The 18,757-nt window shown below is 36.0% G+C and carries 17 protein-coding genes; 13 read left to right on the top strand and 4 right to left on the bottom strand.

All coding sequences use genetic code 11. The features are described from left to right. Positions 1-12: 12 nt before the first annotated feature. From smc to gshAB, 4 genes are all read left to right on the top strand, one after another. Entirely contained in the window at positions 13-3,588 is a 3,576-nt protein-coding gene (gene smc, locus AC4BC5_RS05300) for a chromosome segregation protein SMC (protein WP_490497121.1), read from the top strand. A gap of 12 nt (positions 3,589-3,600) precedes the next feature. Beyond that, positions 3,601-4,410 (top strand): Cof-type HAD-IIB family hydrolase, encoded by an 810-nt coding sequence (locus AC4BC5_RS05295; protein ID WP_490497120.1) that lies wholly within the window; start codon positions 3,601-3,603, stop codon positions 4,408-4,410. A 13-nt stretch (positions 4,411-4,423) separates the two neighbouring features. Continuing rightward, on the top strand, positions 4,424-5,656 hold the full coding sequence (gene ftsY / locus AC4BC5_RS05290; protein ID WP_490497119.1) for a signal recognition particle-docking protein FtsY: 1,233 nt from the start codon (positions 4,424-4,426) through the stop codon (positions 5,654-5,656). Positions 5,657-5,968: 312 nt separating this feature from the next. Next, on the top strand, positions 5,969-8,230 hold the full coding sequence (gene gshAB / locus AC4BC5_RS05285) for a bifunctional glutamate--cysteine ligase GshA/glutathione synthetase GshB (RefSeq protein WP_490497118.1): 2,262 nt from the start codon (positions 5,969-5,971) through the stop codon (positions 8,228-8,230). Between the two features lie 169 nt (positions 8,231-8,399). Here the strand turns inward: gshAB and AC4BC5_RS05280 are convergent, their stop codons facing one another. Continuing rightward, the gene (locus AC4BC5_RS05280; protein ID WP_490497117.1) at positions 8,400-8,807 is read right to left on the bottom strand and encodes a hypothetical protein; all 408 of its coding nucleotides are present in this window, start codon (positions 8,805-8,807) and stop codon (positions 8,400-8,402) included. Positions 8,808-8,822: 15 nt separating this feature from the next. Beyond that, a complete protein-coding gene (locus AC4BC5_RS05275) occupies positions 8,823-9,269 on the bottom strand; it encodes a YueI family protein (protein WP_490497505.1) in 447 nt (148 codons plus the stop codon). A 126-nt stretch (positions 9,270-9,395) separates the two neighbouring features. Here AC4BC5_RS05275 and AC4BC5_RS05270 point away from each other — a divergent pair, with 126 nt between their 5' ends. The 7 genes from AC4BC5_RS05270 to AC4BC5_RS05240 all read left to right on the top strand — a co-directional run bounded on the left by AC4BC5_RS05270 (position 9,396) and on the right by AC4BC5_RS05240 (position 15,331). Next, positions 9,396-9,977 (top strand): GNAT family N-acetyltransferase, encoded by a 582-nt coding sequence (locus tag AC4BC5_RS05270; RefSeq protein WP_490497116.1) that lies wholly within the window; start codon positions 9,396-9,398, stop codon positions 9,975-9,977. Positions 9,978-10,060: 83 nt separating this feature from the next. Further along, on the top strand, positions 10,061-10,474 hold the full coding sequence (locus AC4BC5_RS05265) for an iron-sulfur cluster biosynthesis family protein (protein WP_490497115.1): 414 nt from the start codon (positions 10,061-10,063) through the stop codon (positions 10,472-10,474). After that, positions 10,437-11,330: a metallophosphoesterase gene (locus tag AC4BC5_RS05260; RefSeq protein WP_490497114.1), complete on the top strand. Its 894-nt coding sequence runs from the start codon at positions 10,437-10,439 to the stop codon at positions 11,328-11,330. The genes AC4BC5_RS05265 and AC4BC5_RS05260 overlap by 38 nt, the downstream gene beginning before the upstream one ends. A gap of 268 nt (positions 11,331-11,598) precedes the next feature. After that, positions 11,599-12,408, top strand: a complete 810-nt coding sequence (locus tag AC4BC5_RS05255) for an acyl-CoA thioester hydrolase/BAAT C-terminal domain-containing protein (RefSeq protein ID WP_490497113.1) — start codon at positions 11,599-11,601, stop codon at positions 12,406-12,408. Between the two features lie 15 nt (positions 12,409-12,423). Continuing rightward, the gene (locus tag AC4BC5_RS05250) at positions 12,424-12,912 is read left to right on the top strand and encodes a PH domain-containing protein (RefSeq protein WP_490497112.1); all 489 of its coding nucleotides are present in this window, start codon (positions 12,424-12,426) and stop codon (positions 12,910-12,912) included. Continuing rightward, positions 12,905-14,290 (top strand): PH domain-containing protein, encoded by a 1,386-nt coding sequence (locus AC4BC5_RS05245; protein WP_490497111.1) that lies wholly within the window; start codon positions 12,905-12,907, stop codon positions 14,288-14,290. Before AC4BC5_RS05250 ends, AC4BC5_RS05245 begins: the two co-directional genes overlap by 8 nt. A gap of 72 nt (positions 14,291-14,362) precedes the next feature. Then, the gene (locus AC4BC5_RS05240; protein ID WP_490497110.1) at positions 14,363-15,331 is read left to right on the top strand and encodes a sodium:calcium antiporter; all 969 of its coding nucleotides are present in this window, start codon (positions 14,363-14,365) and stop codon (positions 15,329-15,331) included. Between the two features lie 120 nt (positions 15,332-15,451). Here AC4BC5_RS05240 and AC4BC5_RS05235 read toward each other — a convergent pair whose 3' ends face one another. Continuing rightward, positions 15,452-16,108, bottom strand: a complete 657-nt coding sequence (locus tag AC4BC5_RS05235) for a hypothetical protein (protein ID WP_490497109.1) — start codon at positions 16,106-16,108, stop codon at positions 15,452-15,454. Between the two features lie 373 nt (positions 16,109-16,481). Next, complete coding sequence (gene tnpA / locus AC4BC5_RS05230) at positions 16,482-16,949, bottom strand: IS200/IS605 family transposase (protein ID WP_490497504.1); 468 nt, start codon at positions 16,947-16,949, stop codon at positions 16,482-16,484. On the opposite strand from tnpA, the gene AC4BC5_RS05225 reads away from it, so the two are divergent. Further along, complete coding sequence (locus AC4BC5_RS05225) at positions 16,924-17,229, top strand: hypothetical protein (protein ID WP_490497576.1); 306 nt, start codon at positions 16,924-16,926, stop codon at positions 17,227-17,229. The two genes, tnpA and AC4BC5_RS05225, sit on opposite strands and share 26 nt — an antisense overlap. 921 nt (positions 17,230-18,150) lie before the next feature. After that, positions 18,151-18,756, top strand: a complete 606-nt coding sequence (locus AC4BC5_RS05220; protein WP_490497108.1) for a DUF1054 domain-containing protein — start codon at positions 18,151-18,153, stop codon at positions 18,754-18,756. Position 18,757: the final 1 nt, after the last annotated feature.

Raw genomic sequence — 18,757 nt, 5'->3', positions numbered from 1 at the left:
TGAGGAAACTAGGTGTATTTAAAACGAATTGAGATAGCTGGCTTTAAATCATTTGCTGATCGCACAGTCATTGATTTTGAAAATAGTGTAACAGCTGTCGTAGGACCAAATGGAAGTGGAAAAAGTAATATTACCGAAGCGATTCGTTGGGTGTTAGGTGAACAATCGGCAAAAAATTTGCGTGGTGGAAAAATGCCAGATATCATTTTTGCTGGTTCAGATTCACGTAAGGCATTAAATATCGCAGAAGTTACAGTAGTTTTAGACAATACAGATAACTATCTACCCGTAGACTATAGTGAAGTCAGCGTGACTCGCCGCTTACGTCGTAGTGGAGAAAGTGACTTTTTCTTAAATAAACAAAGTTGTCGTTTAAGAGATATTCAAGAATTATTTATGGACTCTGGCTTAGGGAAAGAGTCCTTTTCCATTATTTCTCAAGGAAAAGTAGAAGCAATTTTTAGTAGTAAACCAGAAGATCGTCGAGGTATTTTTGAAGAAGCTGCGGGTGTACTTAAGTATAAACAGCGCAAAAAACAGGCGGAACAAAAATTATTTGAAACAGAAGATAATTTAAGTCGTGTGCAAGACATTATTTATGAATTAGAAGATCAGCTGGTACCCTTAGAAGAGCAAAGTAGAACGGCTAAACTCTATTTAGAATTAAAAAAACAATTTACACAAGTTGATGTTGCTTATACCGTAGCTGAAATGAAGGACGCAAAAGTAATTTGGGAGGCTACTCAAGCACAATTTGATCAGCTGAATAAGCAGTTAGAAACAATTGCACAGGCGATTCATAACGAAGAAACACAACTGCAAGCATGGCGCTTACGTCGTAGTACATTAGATCAAACATTAGAAGATGGCAATCAAAAACATTTGCGCGTGGTTGAAGCGTTAAAACAAGCAGAAGGACAGCAAGAAGTTTTGCTAGAACGTTCGAAGCATACGCAGAAAAGTAGTCAAGAATACCAAGAGAACTTTGAAGAAGTTTCTGAAAAAATCAGTGAGTTAGAAGATGAAAAAACGCGATTCATTCAAGAACTGTCACAAAAAAATGGCCAAGTTCAACAGATGGAAAAACGAATTTCAGAAGCAGAGGCTGAACTGTCGAAATATCAGAAAACAACCAAAGAAGTGATTGCTGAATTGCGAGGTCAATACGTTGATTCGATGCAAGAGCAGGCCAATATTGGGAATGAATTAAAATATTTAGAACGTCAATATCAACAAGAAATGGCGAAAAATCAAAATGGCTTAGCTAAACAACAAACGATTAGTGCTGACGTAACAGCCAAAGAGCAGCAACTAAAACAATTGACGCAAGAACTAACGACAGCTCAACAACAATTAGCAGAACAACGCAGTACCTATGCTCAGACCAAAGAAAAAATCCAATTGAATCAACAACATTTTGCAGAAGCGCAAAAGAAAATGTATCAATTAATGAATGAGTTGCAACAAGTGAAAGCTCGTCAAAAAAGTCTGCAAGACATCCAAGACAACTATACCGGATTTTATCAAGGGGTTCGTCTGGTCTTGCAACATAAACAAGAATTAGCGGGAATTGTAGGTGCCGTAGCGGAGTTGATTGAAGTTCCTTCAACTTACGCTTTAGCAATTGAAACGGCATTAGGTGGTGCAGCACAGCATATTGTTGTTGAGAATGAACGAGATGCTCGAACAGGGATTACGTTTTTAAAACAGCATCGTGGCGGTCGTGCAACGTTTTTACCAATGACAACGATTAGACCTCGTACTCTCTCAGAAGCAGTTCGTCGTCAAGCAGAAACAGTCAACGGATTTTTAGGTGTTGCTAGTGAATTAGTAACCTATCCTGAAAACGTGCAAATGATTGTTGAAAATTTATTGGGACCTATTTTAATTGCAGAAGATTTAGAAAGTGCCAATGCTTTAGCTCGTGCTTTACAATACCGTTATCGCATTGTTTCTTTAGATGGTGATGTAATGAATGCCGGTGGTTCAATGACTGGTGGCGCAACTAAACGCGGCAATCAAAGTAATTTATTTGGTCAAACAAACGAATTAAGCCAGCTAAAAGAACAAGCTGAACAGCTAGATCAACGCCTACAAGTGACTGAAAAACAAGTGCGACAATTTGAACTAGCCGCCAACGAAGCACAAGGACGCGTAGAAGAATTACGTGAGATTGGCGAAAAGGCACGCATGAAAGAACAAGAGCTGGTGAACAAACAACAACACGTTCAAACAGAGTTAGAACGTTTGAAAAAAGAACAACAGATTTTTGCTTTTGAAAACCGTGAAATGCAAGCTTTCTTTGAAGAGTATGATGAACAAAAAGAAGAGCTGACTGCTCGTCAAGTAACTGTTGAAAAACAATTAACGCTGATTAATGCTGAAATTCAAGAGTTAGGCGCACAAGAAGATTTAATTGAAGAAAAACGTGCTAATCTCAGTCAAGAATTAACAACATTGAAAGCAGAATTTGCAGTGAACAAGGAACAAGTTAGTCATTTGCAGCAAAAAATTGCTTCAATTAATCAAACAATCGACGAGCATACAACACGTCAACAATCACTTGAACGTCAGATTGCTGCTCTATCCATGGATTTTTCAGATCATGAAATGACTGAGGAATCTTTACAAAAACAAGTAGTGGAGTTAAGAGAAAGAAAAGCAAATTTACAAGAAGAATTACAAGTAATACGTGAAGAGCGTTATCGTCTTCAACAAGAGATTACGAACAAAGATGAGCAGTTGAGTCAATTGAACATCGAACAAAAAGAAACAATGGCTTTAAAAAACAAAGTGGAAGTCGAAAAAAATCGGGCAGAAATGCTGCTTGATAATCGCCTGCAATATTTGCAAGAAGAGTATCATCTAACTTTTGAAGCTGCGGAATTTAAGTATCCAGCAGTTGAAAAAAGTATAGAAATGAAGCAGGAAATTCAAGAATTACGTCAGCGCATTGATCGTTTAGGTCCAGTAAACTTAAACGCAATTGAATTGTATCAACAAGTCAATGAACGACATGAGTTTTTAACAAGTCAACGTGATGATTTATTAGCCGCAAAAAATCAATTATTTGATACAATGTCAGAAATGGATGAAGAGGTCAAAACACGCTTTAAAGAGGTATTTGAAGGTATTCGTCAGAAATTCAAAGTCGTTTTCCCTAATATGTTTGGTGGTGGACGTGCAGAATTAGTTTTAACAGACCCAACGGATTTATTAAATACCGGGATTGAAATTGAAGCTCAACCACCAGGGAAAAAGTTACAAAATTTAAGCTTACTTTCTGGAGGCGAACGTGCACTGACAGCGATTGCGTTACTTTTTTCCATTATTCAGGTTCGCCCAGTACCATTTTGTGTGCTTGATGAAGTGGAAGCTGCCCTTGATGAAGCCAATGTTATGCGCTTTGGTCATTACTTACAAACATTCCAAAATGATACACAGTTTATTGTTGTCACTCATCGCAAAGGTACGATGGAGGCAGCTAATGTCTTATATGGTGTAACTATGGAAGAGTCAGGTGTATCAAAAATTGTTTCAGTCCGTCTAGAAGATGTGACTAATGATGGGAAAATTACAACAGCGTAGAAGGAGATACTGATGATTAAGTTAATTGCAATTGATTTAGATGGAACGTTACTCGATGGACAAAAACGCATTTCCGCACGAAACAAACAAGCTTTACAGCAGGCTAAAGCACAAGGTGTAAAAATTGTCTTATGCACTGGTCGTCCTTTACGTGCGATTGAGTCTTTTTTACATGAATTAGCATTACAAGATGAAGGAGATTATAGCATTACTTTTAATGGTGGCTTAGTCCAAAAAAATGATACTGGTGAAGTGATGGAACGAGCGACTTTAGAAGTTGCTGACGTTCAAGCATTGGTTGCTTTAGCCGAAGAATTGGATTTACCAATGGATGTGTTGTCACATGATACGGTGATTGTTTTAGATCCATCAAAAAATCATAAAACCATCTATCCTGAGCTTTCACCATTATTGCATCGTGAAACAGCAAAAGTAGCGGATTTACCAGCAAACCGTTTGTATAATAAAGTGGTTGTTGCTTACCATCAAGAGTATCTTGATCAGCAAATTCAAAAAATCCCAACAGCCGTTCGCGAAAAATATGAAGTGATTAAAACGCGTGAGAATTTATTGGAATTTATGCCAAAAGGAATCACCAAAGCGTATGGAATTTCATTACTTGCCAAAGATTTGGGTATCAAACAAGCTGAAGTAATGTGTATTGGTGATGAAGAAAATGATTTACCAATGATTGAATATGCAGGAATCGGTGTTGCAATGGCCAATGCGATTCCAAGAGTGAAAGAAATTGCGGATGTAGTGACCGCTTCAAATGAAGAAGATGGTGTTGCTAAAGTCGTTGAAAAATACGTATTACGATAAGGAGTGAAAAAATATGGGGTTATTTGATAAGATTAAGAGCGCCTTTATTCGTGACAAAGAAAAAGAGCAAGAACCAGAAGTGGAAGAAATTGAGCAAGTCGATGAAGATGCTGAGGATCTCGTGGCTGAAGAGACTCAGGAAATAACAGAGCTGACAGAAACACCAGAAGCTGAAGTGGAAGAAATTGCCGAAGTAGAAGAAACTATCGAGGAAATTTCTGAAATCGTTCAAGAACCAATCGAAACTATTGAAGAAGTAGAGATAACAGAAGTAGTCACACCTGAACCTGTTTCAGAACCGATTGCTACGCAAGAAAAATACAATAAAGGCTTGGAAAAAACACGTAAAACCTTTAAGCAACGAATGAATGAATTGTTTGCGAATTTCCGTTCTGTCGATGAAGATTTCTTTGAAGAAGTGGAAGAAACATTAATTAGTGCCGATGTTGGTTTTGAAACATCTATGCGAATTGCGGATGAATTACGTCAAGAAGTGAAGTTGCGTAACGCGAAAAAACCAGGCGCTGTTCAAAATGCGATTATTGAAAAACTAGTCGATTTATATGAGGAAGAGGGCTTGAATGAAGTCAATGAATTGAATCTCCAACCAAATGGGTTATCAGTCTTCTTATTTGTTGGAGTCAATGGCGTTGGGAAAACGACGAGCATTGGAAAACTAGCAAACCAATACCGCAAACAAGGGAAAAAAGTTTTACTCGCTGCAGCGGATACTTTCCGTGCAGGCGCGATTGACCAATTAGTTGTTTGGGGCGAACGTGCGCAAGTTGAAGTGGTTCGTGGGAAAGCAGGTGGTGATCCAGCTGCGGTCGTTTTCGATGCGATGCAACGTGCCAAAGAAGAAAATGCTGATGTGCTTTTAGTAGATACGGCAGGAAGACTACAAAATAAAGTCAACCTGATGAATGAGTTAGATAAAATTAAGCGAATCATTCAACGCGTGGATCCTGAAGCTCCTCATGAAGTGCTACTTGTTTTAGATGCGACAACGGGACAAAATGCGATGACACAAGCCAAGCAGTTCAAGGAAACAACGGATGTGACTGGTTTAGTTTTAACTAAACTGGATGGCACAGCCAAAGGTGGGATTGTGTTAGCTATCCGTAACGAATTGCACCTGCCTGTGAAACTTGTCGGTTTAGGTGAAGGAATCGATGATTTAGAGCCATTTAATCCCAATGATTTTGTGGTCGGACTATTCAAAGAGCTGTTGCAAGAAGAAGCCTAACTAAAAGACAGCTAAAAAGTTAAAGATTAACCATGCTGTTATTGGTGTTACCTGTGAATTTTAAAAATCACTTAAAAGCAGCTTATTAAGGGGTTCGTTCCTTTTTATGCTGGTTGTTGTAACCTAAGTGGGAAGAATAAAAAGTCTTGATTTTCGAAAAATTGAAAATCAAGACTTTTTTAGCATTCCTCGAAAATTTTGCTGTCTTTTTTACTTGATAATTTTTACAAAAAGAGACAAAAAGTAAGCAAGTCTCCTCAGTTGTTGATATAATACGGATAATGCATTGTTCGAAAGAAGGGAAACTTACTTATGAATATTCAACAAATTTTAGAAAAAAAAGAACTCCAGCCTTATTTACTAAAAGTTCGGTATGGTATGGAGAAAGAAAGTCAACGTGTGACAGTAACAGGGGATTTAGTTACGACAGACTATCCTAATAAATTAGGAAATCGCACACATCATCCCTATATTCAGACAGATTTCGCTGAAACACAAATGGAATTAATTACACCAGTAACAGAAAGTATTCCAGAGCTATTTCGCTATCTAGCAGCAATTCACGATGTTGCCTATCGATCAATGGATGCAGAGGAAATGTTGTGGCCGTTAAGTATGCCGCCAGCATTACCAGAAAAAGATGAAGAAATTATTATCGCAAAGTTAGATAACTTTGAAGATGTTTTATATCGTCGTTATTTGGCGAAAACTTATGGTCGCCGTAAACAAATGGTCAGCGGGATTCATTTTAATTTTGAATTTAGTGATACATTGATTCGTAAATTATTTGAGGCACAGACCGAGACAACCGATTACCAACAATTTAAAACCGATATTTATTTAAAAGTGACACGCAATTATTTACATTATCGTTGGTTAGTTACGTATCTGTTTGGGGCAACACCAACTAGTGAAGCCCGTTACTTCGTAGATGAAAAAGGCCCCAAAGAACCTGTTCGTAGCATTCGCAACAGTATTTACGGGTATAAAAATCATGAAGATGTCCAAGTAACCTATGCGACGATTCAAGCCTATTTAGCGGATATTGATCGTATGGTGGAAGAGGGAAAACTGTCAGAAGAAAAAGAATTTTATGCGCCCGTTCGTTTACGTGGAGGTAAAAAAGTAGCCGACTTAGCAGATGCAGGTATTCGTTACATTGAACTGCGTAACATTGATTTAAATCCTTTTGAAAAATATGGAATTAGTGAACTGCAAGTCGAATTTTTACATGTCTTCTTATTGTTTTTATTATGGAAGGATGAAGGCGCAGATGCGGATGCTTGGGTAGCAGAAGGAGACGAAAAAGAAAAGATTGTCTCGTTAGAACACCCACTAAAACCAACCATTTTTATCGAAGAGGCACGCGAATTGGTGTCAGAATTTGCGGCATTTATTGACAAATTATCTCTACCTGTTTCTAAGAATTTAATTGTGGATTTAGAAGAAAAATTGGTAGCTCCTGAAAAAACATTAGCAGGATGCTTGTATCTAGCTAGTCAACAAACGAGTCAAAAAGAAGTAGCAGTGACATACGGCAAGCACTATCATGACCATGCTTGGGAACGACCATATCAACTAGCTGGCTTCCGTGGCATGGAATTATCGACACAGATTTTATTGTTTGATGCGATTCAAAAAGGAATTCAAGTTGAAGTTCTTGATGAAAGTGACCAATTTTTGAAATTAAAAGCAGGTGACAAAATAGAATATGTGAAAAATGCCAATATGACAAGTAAAGATAACTACATTGTTCCATTAATCATGGCAAACAAAACGGTTACTAAAAAAGTTTTGGCAAGTGCCGGTTTCCGTGTGCCTGCGGGCCGTGAATTTGATGACAAACAAGCTGCATTACAAGGCTATGCAGAATTCGCCGAGCAAGGTTTTGTTGTCAAACCGAAAACAACGAATTATGGATTAGGTATTTCTATTTTTAAAGAAGGAGCTTCTTTTGAAGACTACCAAGAAGCGGTAGAAATTGCCTTTTCAGAAGATACCTCCATTTTAGTGGAAGAATTTTTACCAGGAACAGAATACCGTTTCTTTGTATTAGCTGGAGAAACAAAAGCGATTATGCTACGTGTGCCAGCAAATGTTAAAGGCGATGGGGTGCATACGATTGAAGAATTAGTTGCCAAGAAAAATGAAGATCCGTTACGTGGGACTGACCATCGTGCACCGCTCGAGTTGATTCAATTAGGTAGTATTGAAAAACTCATGTTAAAAGAGCAAGGGTATACAGTAGACGCTGTCCCTGAAGCGGGAACCATTGTTTATTTACGTGAAAACTCAAATATTAGTACGGGTGGCGACTCCATTGATATGACACAGGAAATTCCAGAAGATTATCAAAAAGTAGCAGCAGCGGCTGTCGAAGCACTAGGTGCCGTGATTTGTGGGATTGATTTAATTATTCCAGACAAAAACCGTCCAGCCGATGAACCGGGTGCTTATGGGATTATTGAAGCTAATTTTAATCCAGCAATGCACATGCATATGTATTCGTATCAAGGTCAAAGTCGTCGTTTAACGATGGATGTTTTAAAGTTATTATTTCCAGAAGTAATGTAAAAAAGTCGGTAGTCATGATTCACTCATAGACTATCGACTTTTTGTTGGTGTTTATTCTTTAAATTGACTTTGATGAAGTTTGGCATAGAGGCCGTTTAGTTGTTCTAGTTCTGCCTGGTTACCTTGTTTAACAATTGTTCCTTGCGTATGTTGATATCCTAATCACTGCTTAGTTAATATCCAAAGACATTGTTTGTTTGCTATCGTCAACGTGCAAACCTGTTAGTTGTTCCCACCACAATTTCATATCTTTTTCATAGGTTGTTGGGAAAATTTGAACAATGTCAATTAAGGAGCGATTTTGTAAGGTGGTATTTGGGTAATTTAAAATTAAATTATGCTTCAGTTCACTTAGTAGACTATAATATTGAAACATTAGGAAATTCATTTCTTCAGGATCTTCTTCAAGTAAGACTTTTGGTGCACGATCAAGCATGAAACCAAAGCTACGCATCATAAACATAATACCATCTAAATGTTCAGGTTCAATCAAGGATGTATCTTTTAACAAATCGATATGAATATCAAGAGCAGTAACCAATTCCTTTTTTAATTCATTGTATGATGGTGTAGACATAAGCCATTCCTCCTTTTAACGAAAAAGTTTTTGCCAAAATGGTTCCTTTTTAGGTGTTGATTGTTTCTGACTAGGGGCAACAGTAAATTTTTTTTCTATATCAATGGTTTTTTCGTTGACTGCTGTTTTAGCAACAACCAGTAAACCAATTCTGTCATTTTGGTAAGGTTCTTCTGTAGCAACAACAGTGAAGGGGAGCTCAGCTTTCAATGCTAATTGAATATATGCCTGCTGAACTGATTCGGGGACTTTCCCGTTAATTAAGATTTTGCTGTTCGGGTACTCTTTCAGATGTTTTCGAAGAGTGTCTTCATTTTGTGTTTTTTTCATTTGAGAAATGGTCATACTAAGATAGCAACGCTCACGAAAAGTACCTAGGTATTTTCGTTGCTCGTCGGGTTTGAGTAATGGCACGCCGTAGAGACCATTGTCTAGATGTTTTTGTAGCTCGTCGGTCATCATCATTCCTCCTAGGCAGGTTGTTTTATCTATTATAACATAGAACTTAAAATAAGTTGTATTATTCACAAGCAGTTGTACCTTTTATGAAATGCGCTATAATAGAGAGATTATAAAGGAGGAGATTGTATGGAAAATCAAATAAATCATTCTGTCGTTTTAGCAAAAAATCAAGTATTGGAGACCCAGCGTTTACTTTTGCGTCCCTTAACATTGGCAGATGCTAAAGATATGTTTGAGTATGCAAGTGATAAAGAAACAACTACATTTGTCTTTCCAACACATCAAACAATTGACGAAACACAAGCAATTATTGCTTCGTTTTTTATGGCGGATCCATTTGGTAAATTTGCGATTGAATATAAAGAAAATCATAAAATGATTGGAACGATTGATTTACGCATAAATACGAAAAATGATACAGCTGAACTTGGTTATACTATTAACAAAGCTTATTGGGGACAAGGATTAGTTCCAGAAGCAGCGGAAGTGCTGTTAGCGCTCGGTTTTGATCAACTCCAGCTGCTTCGAATTTTAGCAATCCACGATTTGAAAAACCCTAAATCTGGTCGTGTAATGGAAAAAATTGGCATGACCAAAGAAAGTACCGTTTATGAAGCACAAAGAATTCACGGAAAAGTGAGTGATATAGTGACATATGGTATTACTCGAACCCAATGGCAAAAACGAAAAAAAGCCTTAGAAGCGTAATCTAATACAAGCGGTCTCGTTTTGACGTATACTTATAGTAAGAAACTGATCTCCAGTGATTTATTAAGAAAGAGGCGACAAAAATGAAACTATCTGTGACAAAAGCAGCTCAAGAAAAAATGAACATGATTCGTCAAGAGGGTGATCGGATTTTATTAGATTTTGAAGACGCCATTGGACCATTTGTGGAATCGGGTGCCTCCTGTCAACTGTATCCTAATTTTCGAATATTGTTTGTACCAGAAGAATTTCCTGAATCAGAATTAGCTGTCTATGATGATCGTTTAGCGACTGAATTAGGAACGATTTATATCAAATCAACGTCTGAGCGTTATTTAGATAAAGAAACAAAAATTAGTATGGAAACTGCGTATCAACGTATACAGCTAACCTCTAACAGTGGTGTGTTAGCTGCCAACGTACCGATGAAACGGATGGATTTAAAAGAAGGAAGATTAAATGAACAAGCTAGCTATCGTAACGGATCTTCATGCTGATATCAATCATTTGACTACAACTGATTTAGCCCATTTACGCCATTATTTAGAGGAACAACAAATTTCTCGCCTGCATTTAGCCGGCGATACTGCTAATAAAGTAGACCGTGCATTGGCGGTTGTTGATTTTTTTAATGAAGTGATACCAACAACCTTTCACTGGGGAAATCATGAAATGGCAGATATTACACAAGAACAAGATTTTGAGGATTTCGCTAATCCCTTTTTTTTAAACTTTAAGACCCTAGCGTTATCCGAACAAAAAGTTCTATTAGGTGTAAATGGTTGGTATGATTACCAATTTTCAGATATGGAAGATAGGCAGGAAATTGTCCGTTTAAAAAATTTATTTTGGTATGATCGAATGATTCATCGCCAAGGCACAGACCCAGAAATTAGTCAACGCGTTTGTGAACGCTTGTTTCACGTCTTAGCCACAATTCCTAAAGAAAAACAAATTGTTTTAGCCACGCATTTTGTGCCCCAAGAAAATTTTATCGTGCAGCACACTGGCAAATATGTTCGTTGGAATCATCTAAATGCTTTTTTAGGTTCAAAAGCATTTGGCGAGACGCTCAATGAATTTACTAATATCGAACATGTTGTTTTTGGCCATACGCATCGTCGCTTTGGTACACAAATAATCGGTGAAACCAAGTACCATTGCCGCCCATTTGGTTATTATTTTGAATGGCAATTAACGCGAGAGTTTGTCTTAGAAAATCAATTAGCTGAAGTGTTTAACCCAACCAAGATGCGTGGGGTGCTAAGAAGAAATCAAGATGCGTTTGATAGCTATAAAGCAAGCCATTTATTAGAGGAATTTCAACGGAGCTTAACAGTAATTGAGTATTAAAAATCTATATGAAAAGTCACACTAGAATCCGATTTCGATAGGGTTCTAGTGTTTTATTGAAATTTAAGATTAAGCGAAAGACTAACTATAGCGAGGGTATTTGAAAAGGCCAATATGTATGTTCATTTTAGCAGTTGCGTTAATCCACATTTTTAATAAACCGTTGGACGATGGCAACCTGTTTCTTTTGGTAGTGCTTGCGAAAGGGCTTTATTATTTGATAAAATGAAAACGGTTATTTGAAAATGTTGGTTGTAAAGGGGTTCGTATGATGGAAGTAGAAATCAAAAAAGTAGCGTATCAATCGATACGTGGTTATTGTTTTATACCTGAAAAGAGTCGCCGTGGAGTAATCATTACTTTAGGAACGGCAGAAGGCGATTGTCTATTTGAACAAGCCTATCAAATTGCTAAGAAAGGCTATCGTGTTTTAGCGATATATTATTTTGGTAAAGAAACTTTACCTCCGAAATTGGCTCGTATACCGTTAGAGTTTTTCTCACATGTTATTCAATTTTCAGAACAATTTGAAGCTTCGTATCCATTGACCATTGTTGGCGCATCACGTGGTTCTGAATTAGCACTTATCTTAGCAAATCATTTTCAAGTGATTTCTAATCTGATTCTTGTCGCTCCTACAGCATATATTTATCCAGGAGAAAATTATCAACCAGCATGGACGTTACATGGCAAACCGTTGCCTTCTATTCATTTTACCTGGCGAATGAGGTTGAAAGAATATATTGGTAAAAGTTCTTTGTTAAACACCATGTTTGACTACGAATTTATAGCGAATCGTCAAGTGCCAGAAGCTAGAATTGACAGCTCGGCATTCAAGGGCAATCTGTTATTGTTTGCGGGAAAAGAAGATTTATTTTGGCCTAGTGCTCAGATGGGAACGATACTGGCGGATAATGCTATTCGGGCTAAATCAGTTGAATTGCATGTATTTGAAGAAGCCGGGCATCTTTTTTCAAATAAACGGATGCAAGGTGGAACTTATGATGGGAATTTATATGCAACATATTCTATGAATGAGATCATAGCAAAGAAATTAGCCAAGTGGCATGTATACTAAAAAGTAGGTGGAAAAATGTACGTATTGTTACCCAATCAATTGCCTGTGCGAATTAAACGAGTTTGGCGCAAAACGATTTTTGTAACGAGTGGTATCCTGTTAGTACTTCTTATTATTAGTTGTTTTGGCTTAAATTGGTTTGATTTTTGGAATAACTATTGGCTGATTGCTAGTATTGGTGGAGTCATTCTAATCATGATTAGCGCACTAACCAGTTTGGTTTTAATCCCCTATCGTTATACCTTTTATCGTTATGAAATTACGAATGAAGAGGTAGCTTTTCAAAAAGGGTATTTTTTTCGTTCAACAACTATTGTACCAATCAGTCGTATTCAGCATATTGAAACAGAACAAGGGCCCTTTTTAAGACAAGAAAATTTAATTGAATTGATGATTCATACGGCAGCAACCACTCATCGTCTTGCAGGTTTAGACATTACAGAAGCGCAAGAACTAAGAAAGCAAATCATTGCGTTGGTGAAGGTGGCGAAAGAAGATGTCTGAAAAACGACGTTATCACCCACTTTCATGGATTATCGCATTTTTTCAACAATTAAAAGGTTTGGTTTTACCAATTGTTCTAGCATTAATCGGTTGGCGGGATTTACCCATAATTTGGTGGTGTATCGGTTTATTTTTACTCATCAGCGGGGGAGCTAGTTTACAATATTTCACTCAGTATTATAAAATGACGACCGATTCATTAGTGGTTTATGCAGGTATTTGGAACAAAAAGGAAACGATTATTCCTTATGAACGCATACAAACATTAAAGCAACAACAATGGTTTTTCTTTCGGCCATTTCATGTTGTTCGTGTTTCTGTGGAAACAGCAGGCGGAAGTAGTACCGAAGCGGAAGCTGTTCTAACTGCCGTTCCTGAAGCAGTTGTTCAACAATTAGAAGCGCTACGCAACCGTCAAAGAGAGATAAAAGCAACCGATGTTTATGAGATAGCAGCGAATCAAATTTTAGTATTTAGTGTAACAAATTTAAGTGTTTTTGCTACTTTTTTTGCAGTAGTAGCTTTTTTTGATCAGATTTTACCTGATAGTTGGGCCAATCGTTTACTGACGATAGGAGAACAATTTTTGCAAGCAGGATGGCTAACAGTCCTCCTTGCTGGTGGCAGTGTGCTACTTCTAGTGTCGGTATTATCAGTTATTAAAAATATGCTCTTGTATTATCGCTTTTGTGTGACACGCCAGCAAGAGACACTGACACTTGAAAGTGGTTTATTGGAACGTAAAACACAAAAAATTCCTTTAACTAAAATTCAAGGCATACAAATTCATCAACAGGTTTTACGTAAAATATTTGGTTTAGTTTCAGTTGAGTTACTCCTGGCTGGTGGCCAAGAAGAAGGCGATGAGATAAAGCAAGTGTTTTTACTGCCAATCGTTCGTGAAAAAGAGCTTTCCCAAGTATTAAGTAGGCTGTTACCAGAATGGCATTTTCAAAAAGAAGCGTTAGCTTACACTGCTCGTCATAAAAAATGGTATTTTTTACGACGACCATTAATCGTTTTGCTCCCTATCAGTATTGGCGTATTTTTTATTCGTCCATGGCTCAGTATAATCAGTCTTTTAGTTCTAATCAGTTGGTTACTAATTGAAAGTTTAAATAGCTATTATCAAGGATACATGATAGTGAAACAGCAGCTTTGTATGCAACGCTATTTCTTTTTTACAAAAATTCAAACTTTTGTGGAACGTACAAAAATTCAAGCTTTATCTGAAGAAACAAGTAGATGGTTATATTTGAAAGAAATTTATCATGTTCGTTTATTTGTCAAAACGAATAAATCAATAGCAAGTCTAAGTCTGCGTTACCTTGACAAAGAGGATCTTTCTAAAATCAAAGCATTCTATCAGAAAAAATAGCAAATGTCATCTTAATAACTTGACAGCTCTCCCTTTTTTTAGAGAAAATAAAAGAAAAAGGGAGGTTTTCTTATGACAAACATTCTTTTTCAAGTTCCAAGTATTGTTCTCGTGGGATTGTTTTTAGGATGTTTATGGCTGATTTCCAGTTCTGCAGATCGCATGATTGATCAAGCATTGGAAATTAGTCGTAAACTACAAATCTCAGAAATCGCAACAGGTGCGACAATTGTTGCGTTTGGAACAGTCATAACAGAATTGGCGACAACCGTTGTAGCTGTCAATCAGCATAGTCCCGACATTGCGGTAGGAAATGCAATGGGGTCGATGATTACAAATTTGAGTATTATTGTTGGAATCGGAGCTTTAACAGGTGTTGTTCCAATTTCTCGTTTAGTCACCTACAAGACACTCTTTTTCAGTAGTTTAGTTTTTCTAGTCTTCTTATTCACTTTTCTTTCACCAACGTCTCAATTACCGCAAATTGCGGGCATCTTCTTTTTACTTTTAACTCCTCTTTATTTATGGTTTACCTTTAAAACTAAAACAGCCGTGACGACTCAAACTTCGGCTGTACAAGCTAATTTTTTTCTTTCGTTATTCAAATTATGTATCTTTATCGCCTTAATTAGTTTAGGTGCAGGCATTATAGTTCCGATTATTGATATTTTAGCGCAACGTTTTAGTTTATCAGAAGGTATTATTTCTGCAACAGTCATTGCTTTTGTTACAAATGCTCCAGAGTTATCGACCATGTACCATGCAACAAGAAAAGGCGCAGGCGATTTAGCAGTAGGCAATGTCATTGGTGCTAATATCTTAAATATTCTAGTTGTTTTGGGCATTGGTAGTATTTTAGCAGATGGTTTATACTTCTCGCCGGAAAATTTTTATCTGCAATTTCCCAGTTTATTACTCATCGTGTTGATTTTTCTAGCATTTATCTTTAATTCCAATAAACATCAGATTAGCAAAAGGGAAGGAATTGTTTTAATTGCGAGTTATGCTGTCTATATTCTTGCAAGTTTACTTTTGTTGTAAGTGATGAAATTAGTGATAAAAATACAAATTTATTAGAGACTAATGATATACATTTTGTGTCTTAAATAATAAAAAATATTGGGCGAAAATTGTCTGTTTTCGCCCAATGACATGGAAGGTTTAACTATGAAATAAAATATTATTTAGTTTATCTGGATTAGTTAACATCAGAAGATGATCATTAGCACTTATTAACTGTATAGATATGTTATCCAAAGGAAGAGAACTAAATGCAAAACAATTCTTTGTTTCTATCTTATTTAATAAATGGATGGGATTTTCGCCTGCGAACAAAGTTAAACTTTTTAGATAATTAGCGTTAGAAGTTGTTACTGTATTGTTTGAGTCTATATTATCCAGTACAATTTTAACTAATTCATTATCTTGTCTTTCAGTGTTATCCAGCATGGAATTCAAGTAGGTATTTTGATTAGAAAAATTTTCTATACGCATAGAAAAATGAGTAACTAAATCTTCTTTCAATGGAAACTGTTGAAAACCATCTACAAAAATAATTTTATTGTTTAAAGGTTTTAAAGTGAGGTATTTCAATAATATCATTGTGCCAAAAGAAGATGCAATTAACACCGTCTCATCATTAATTCTCTCTAGAATTTCATCAATTTGATTTATAAAGTCTTCTAAGGTATTTAATGTATCAAGAGTACTATTGCAATAATAGATGTATTCTAGTGTCATATTATTTAATTTGTTAGTTAGCTTTTTCCAAACGCTTGTTTCCCATCCTAATGGACCGATAAATAAAATATCAATCATTTTTTTCCCCCAATCCATTTCATTAAAACTGTAATTTATTATACAAGATACGCTTTCTTTATTTTCTTGTCAATATAATTTCACTTTGAAATTAAAACGTTTTCTATGGCTTTTAATTTATTGTAAAAGTTGTTGAAACGAAATAAACTGCGTTATAATGTTGGGATGAATAAGGAGGACAAGTAATGTTTACTGAAAAAAGTTTTGATGTCTTTCAAAAAAATGTTCTGTTATCAAGTAATCAAAACCTCCAGTGTGAACTGGAGGTTTGTTCTTCGGCTGAAAGCCTCTTTTACCGGTCATAGCCTAAAAGGCTTTCTGAAAGGTTTCTCACTTGCACCACTTTTACTCACGGATCCTTAAAAAATCTCTTTCATTTCTTCTTGTTTTGTTGTCCTGTAAACGGATCATACTCTTCAAACAGTGTTAGCTGATTGGCTACATAAGCTTCTTGTACTTGATTCCGAATATATTCTTCAATCTGCTTCTTATTTCTCCCTACTGTATCCACGTAATACCCTCTACACCAAAATTTTCGATTCCCATATCGATACTTCAAATTCGCATGTCTGTCAAAAATCATTAAACTGCTCTTGCCTTTTAGATAGCCTACAAAGCCTGACACACTATATTTTGGTGGGATGCTTACGAGTAAGTGGATATGATTTTTGCACGCATTTGTTTCGATAATCTCCACTCCTTTTCTTTCACATAATGTTCGGATAATCTCCCCTATACTTTTCTTATACTTTCCATAAATCACTTGTCGTCTATACTTTGGTACAAAAACAATGTGATACTTACATCTCCATCTCGTGTGTGATAAACTTTCATTAGTTATATATATTGGAATTAAGATTAAATGTACATCCAAAGCTGATGGTAAGAACCTAATTTCAGTATTAAATCAATCTTATGGTATGGGGACTGTTGGAAATGCAGTTGCAATTCTTAGTGGAGCATTAGGTGGTATACCTGGAGGGATTGTGGGTGGTTTTGTTGGTCTAGGTCTGAGTGGATTTAGAAATCGTTGTACAGAAGCTATTTCAGCAATAAAAGCACATCCTTCAAAAGGTGCTGTATATATGTACTTAGATCATGTTACCTGGAAAGCATCGTAATATTCGATTAGCGTATTTAAAAATGGAGATGGTGTAAAAATGATTACTAATAGAAAGAAGCGCTATGTAGGATTAATTGTACTGTATGTACTTTTGTTAATTATATCTTCTCTAATACAACAAATGAAATACTATGGCATAACAGCAGTCGTTTTTCTAATTATAACAATTGTTATTTTAGTTGTTTTTTGGAAATATTTATTACGTAATCATATAATTAATGTAAAGTGGACTAGTATGACTTATGAATCTAATCCTCATAAAAGTGAACGGATGTTTTTATTTAGTATTGTCACACTCGTTTCACCTATTCTTAGATTCCACGATATAACTATCTATGATTTGACAATTTCTGCTATTGCAGTATTGATTGGTATTATTGGATATAGGATAAACGAGCGTCATCTATATAAAAATAATAAACAGTAAATTGGATGTGTGATTACTTATTTAGACTTCCAAAGAATATGTTATACGTTAAATAGTATATTCATACGAAAAGACAAAATTCACCTAAAGTCGTCCTGTATTTTAGGTGGATTTTGTTTTGATTTCTGTTGAAAAGTGTTACATAAAAACAAGGTGTAAGATAAATAATTACAACGAACCAAAAAACTTATTAATAAGTTTTTAAAGAATAAAACAGATAAAATAGACATTGTCTTCATTATTTTCTAAGACATATACAAAAAAGTATGTGAGTATCCTGTTAAAAATTAGGAAATGTTATAGTACTAGATCATACTTCAAAAAAATTCTGAATGTTATCCCTAGTGGGTACTTAAAGTATATTTGGATAGTCTTACTTTATCCAGATAAAAAAATTTTATCAGAAGAAATAGTCAATCGCATCTTAATAATTTGACAGTTTAAGATTCTTTTAGAGAAAATAAGTGTTGGGATGGATAAGGAGGACAAGTAATGTTTACTGAAAAAAGTTTTGATGTCTTTGAAGTTGCAGGATTAGATGAACGGATGGTAGCGATTCGTGCAGAAATTCAGCCGATTTTTCAAGAATTAAATGAATATTTTAAAGAAAAACTAACACCTAAAACGGATGACGAGCTATTTATTCATATCGCGCAACATCGTCGCCGCAGTGTACACCCACCAGAAAATACCTGGTCAGCAATTAGTCGTAAAAAACGTGGCTACAAAATGGAAGCCCACTTTCAACTGGGGATTTTCCCAGAGTATGTCTTTATGTGGCTGTCGATTATTGATCAGCCTAAAGGCAAAGAAGAAATGGCTGAGCGCTTGCTGGCCCATCCAGAATGGTGGAAACAGTTTCCAGAAGATATGATGTTAAATACAGATCATACGGTTAGTGATTATGAACCTCTGACTGGTGATTCTATGGAGAAGGCGTTAGAACGCTTGAAAAAAGTAAAAAAAAGTGAATTACAAATTGGTCGTGTTATTCCCAAAAAGAGTACTTTATGGCAAAAACCAAAAGAAGCACGAGACTATATGCTCGAAACATATAATTTATTACTAGAGATGTATAGCGGGCTAAAAATAGAGTGAA

It is taken from the genome of Enterococcus sp. AMC2644 (assembly GCF_058216475.1).
This window is presented reverse-complemented; position numbering and strand designations above follow the sequence as displayed.

Coding starts and splice junctions, on each gene's coding strand:
- AC4BC5_RS05255 (WP_490497113.1), top strand. CDS start 11,599: ATGATGGAAGTAGAAATCAAAAAAGTAGCGTATCAATCGATACGTGGT.
- AC4BC5_RS05280 (WP_490497117.1), bottom strand. CDS start 8,807: ATGTCTACACCATCATACAATGAATTAAAAAAGGAATTGGTTACTGCT.
- AC4BC5_RS05245 (WP_490497111.1), top strand. CDS start 12,905: ATGTCTGAAAAACGACGTTATCACCCACTTTCATGGATTATCGCATTT.
- AC4BC5_RS05270 (WP_490497116.1), top strand. CDS start 9,396: ATGGAAAATCAAATAAATCATTCTGTCGTTTTAGCAAAAAATCAAGTA.
- gshAB (WP_490497118.1), top strand. CDS start 5,969: ATGAATATTCAACAAATTTTAGAAAAAAAAGAACTCCAGCCTTATTTA.
- AC4BC5_RS05220 (WP_490497108.1), top strand. CDS start 18,151: ATGTTTACTGAAAAAAGTTTTGATGTCTTTGAAGTTGCAGGATTAGAT.
- AC4BC5_RS05265 (WP_490497115.1), top strand. CDS start 10,061: ATGAAACTATCTGTGACAAAAGCAGCTCAAGAAAAAATGAACATGATT.
- ftsY (WP_490497119.1), top strand. CDS start 4,424: ATGGGGTTATTTGATAAGATTAAGAGCGCCTTTATTCGTGACAAAGAA.
- AC4BC5_RS05260 (WP_490497114.1), top strand. CDS start 10,437: ATGAACAAGCTAGCTATCGTAACGGATCTTCATGCTGATATCAATCAT.
- AC4BC5_RS05240 (WP_490497110.1), top strand. CDS start 14,363: ATGACAAACATTCTTTTTCAAGTTCCAAGTATTGTTCTCGTGGGATTG.
- AC4BC5_RS05295 (WP_490497120.1), top strand. CDS start 3,601: ATGATTAAGTTAATTGCAATTGATTTAGATGGAACGTTACTCGATGGA.
- AC4BC5_RS05250 (WP_490497112.1), top strand. CDS start 12,424: ATGTACGTATTGTTACCCAATCAATTGCCTGTGCGAATTAAACGAGTT.
- AC4BC5_RS05235 (WP_490497109.1), bottom strand. CDS start 16,108: ATGATTGATATTTTATTTATCGGTCCATTAGGATGGGAAACAAGCGTT.
- AC4BC5_RS05275 (WP_490497505.1), bottom strand. CDS start 9,269: ATGATGACCGACGAGCTACAAAAACATCTAGACAATGGTCTCTACGGC.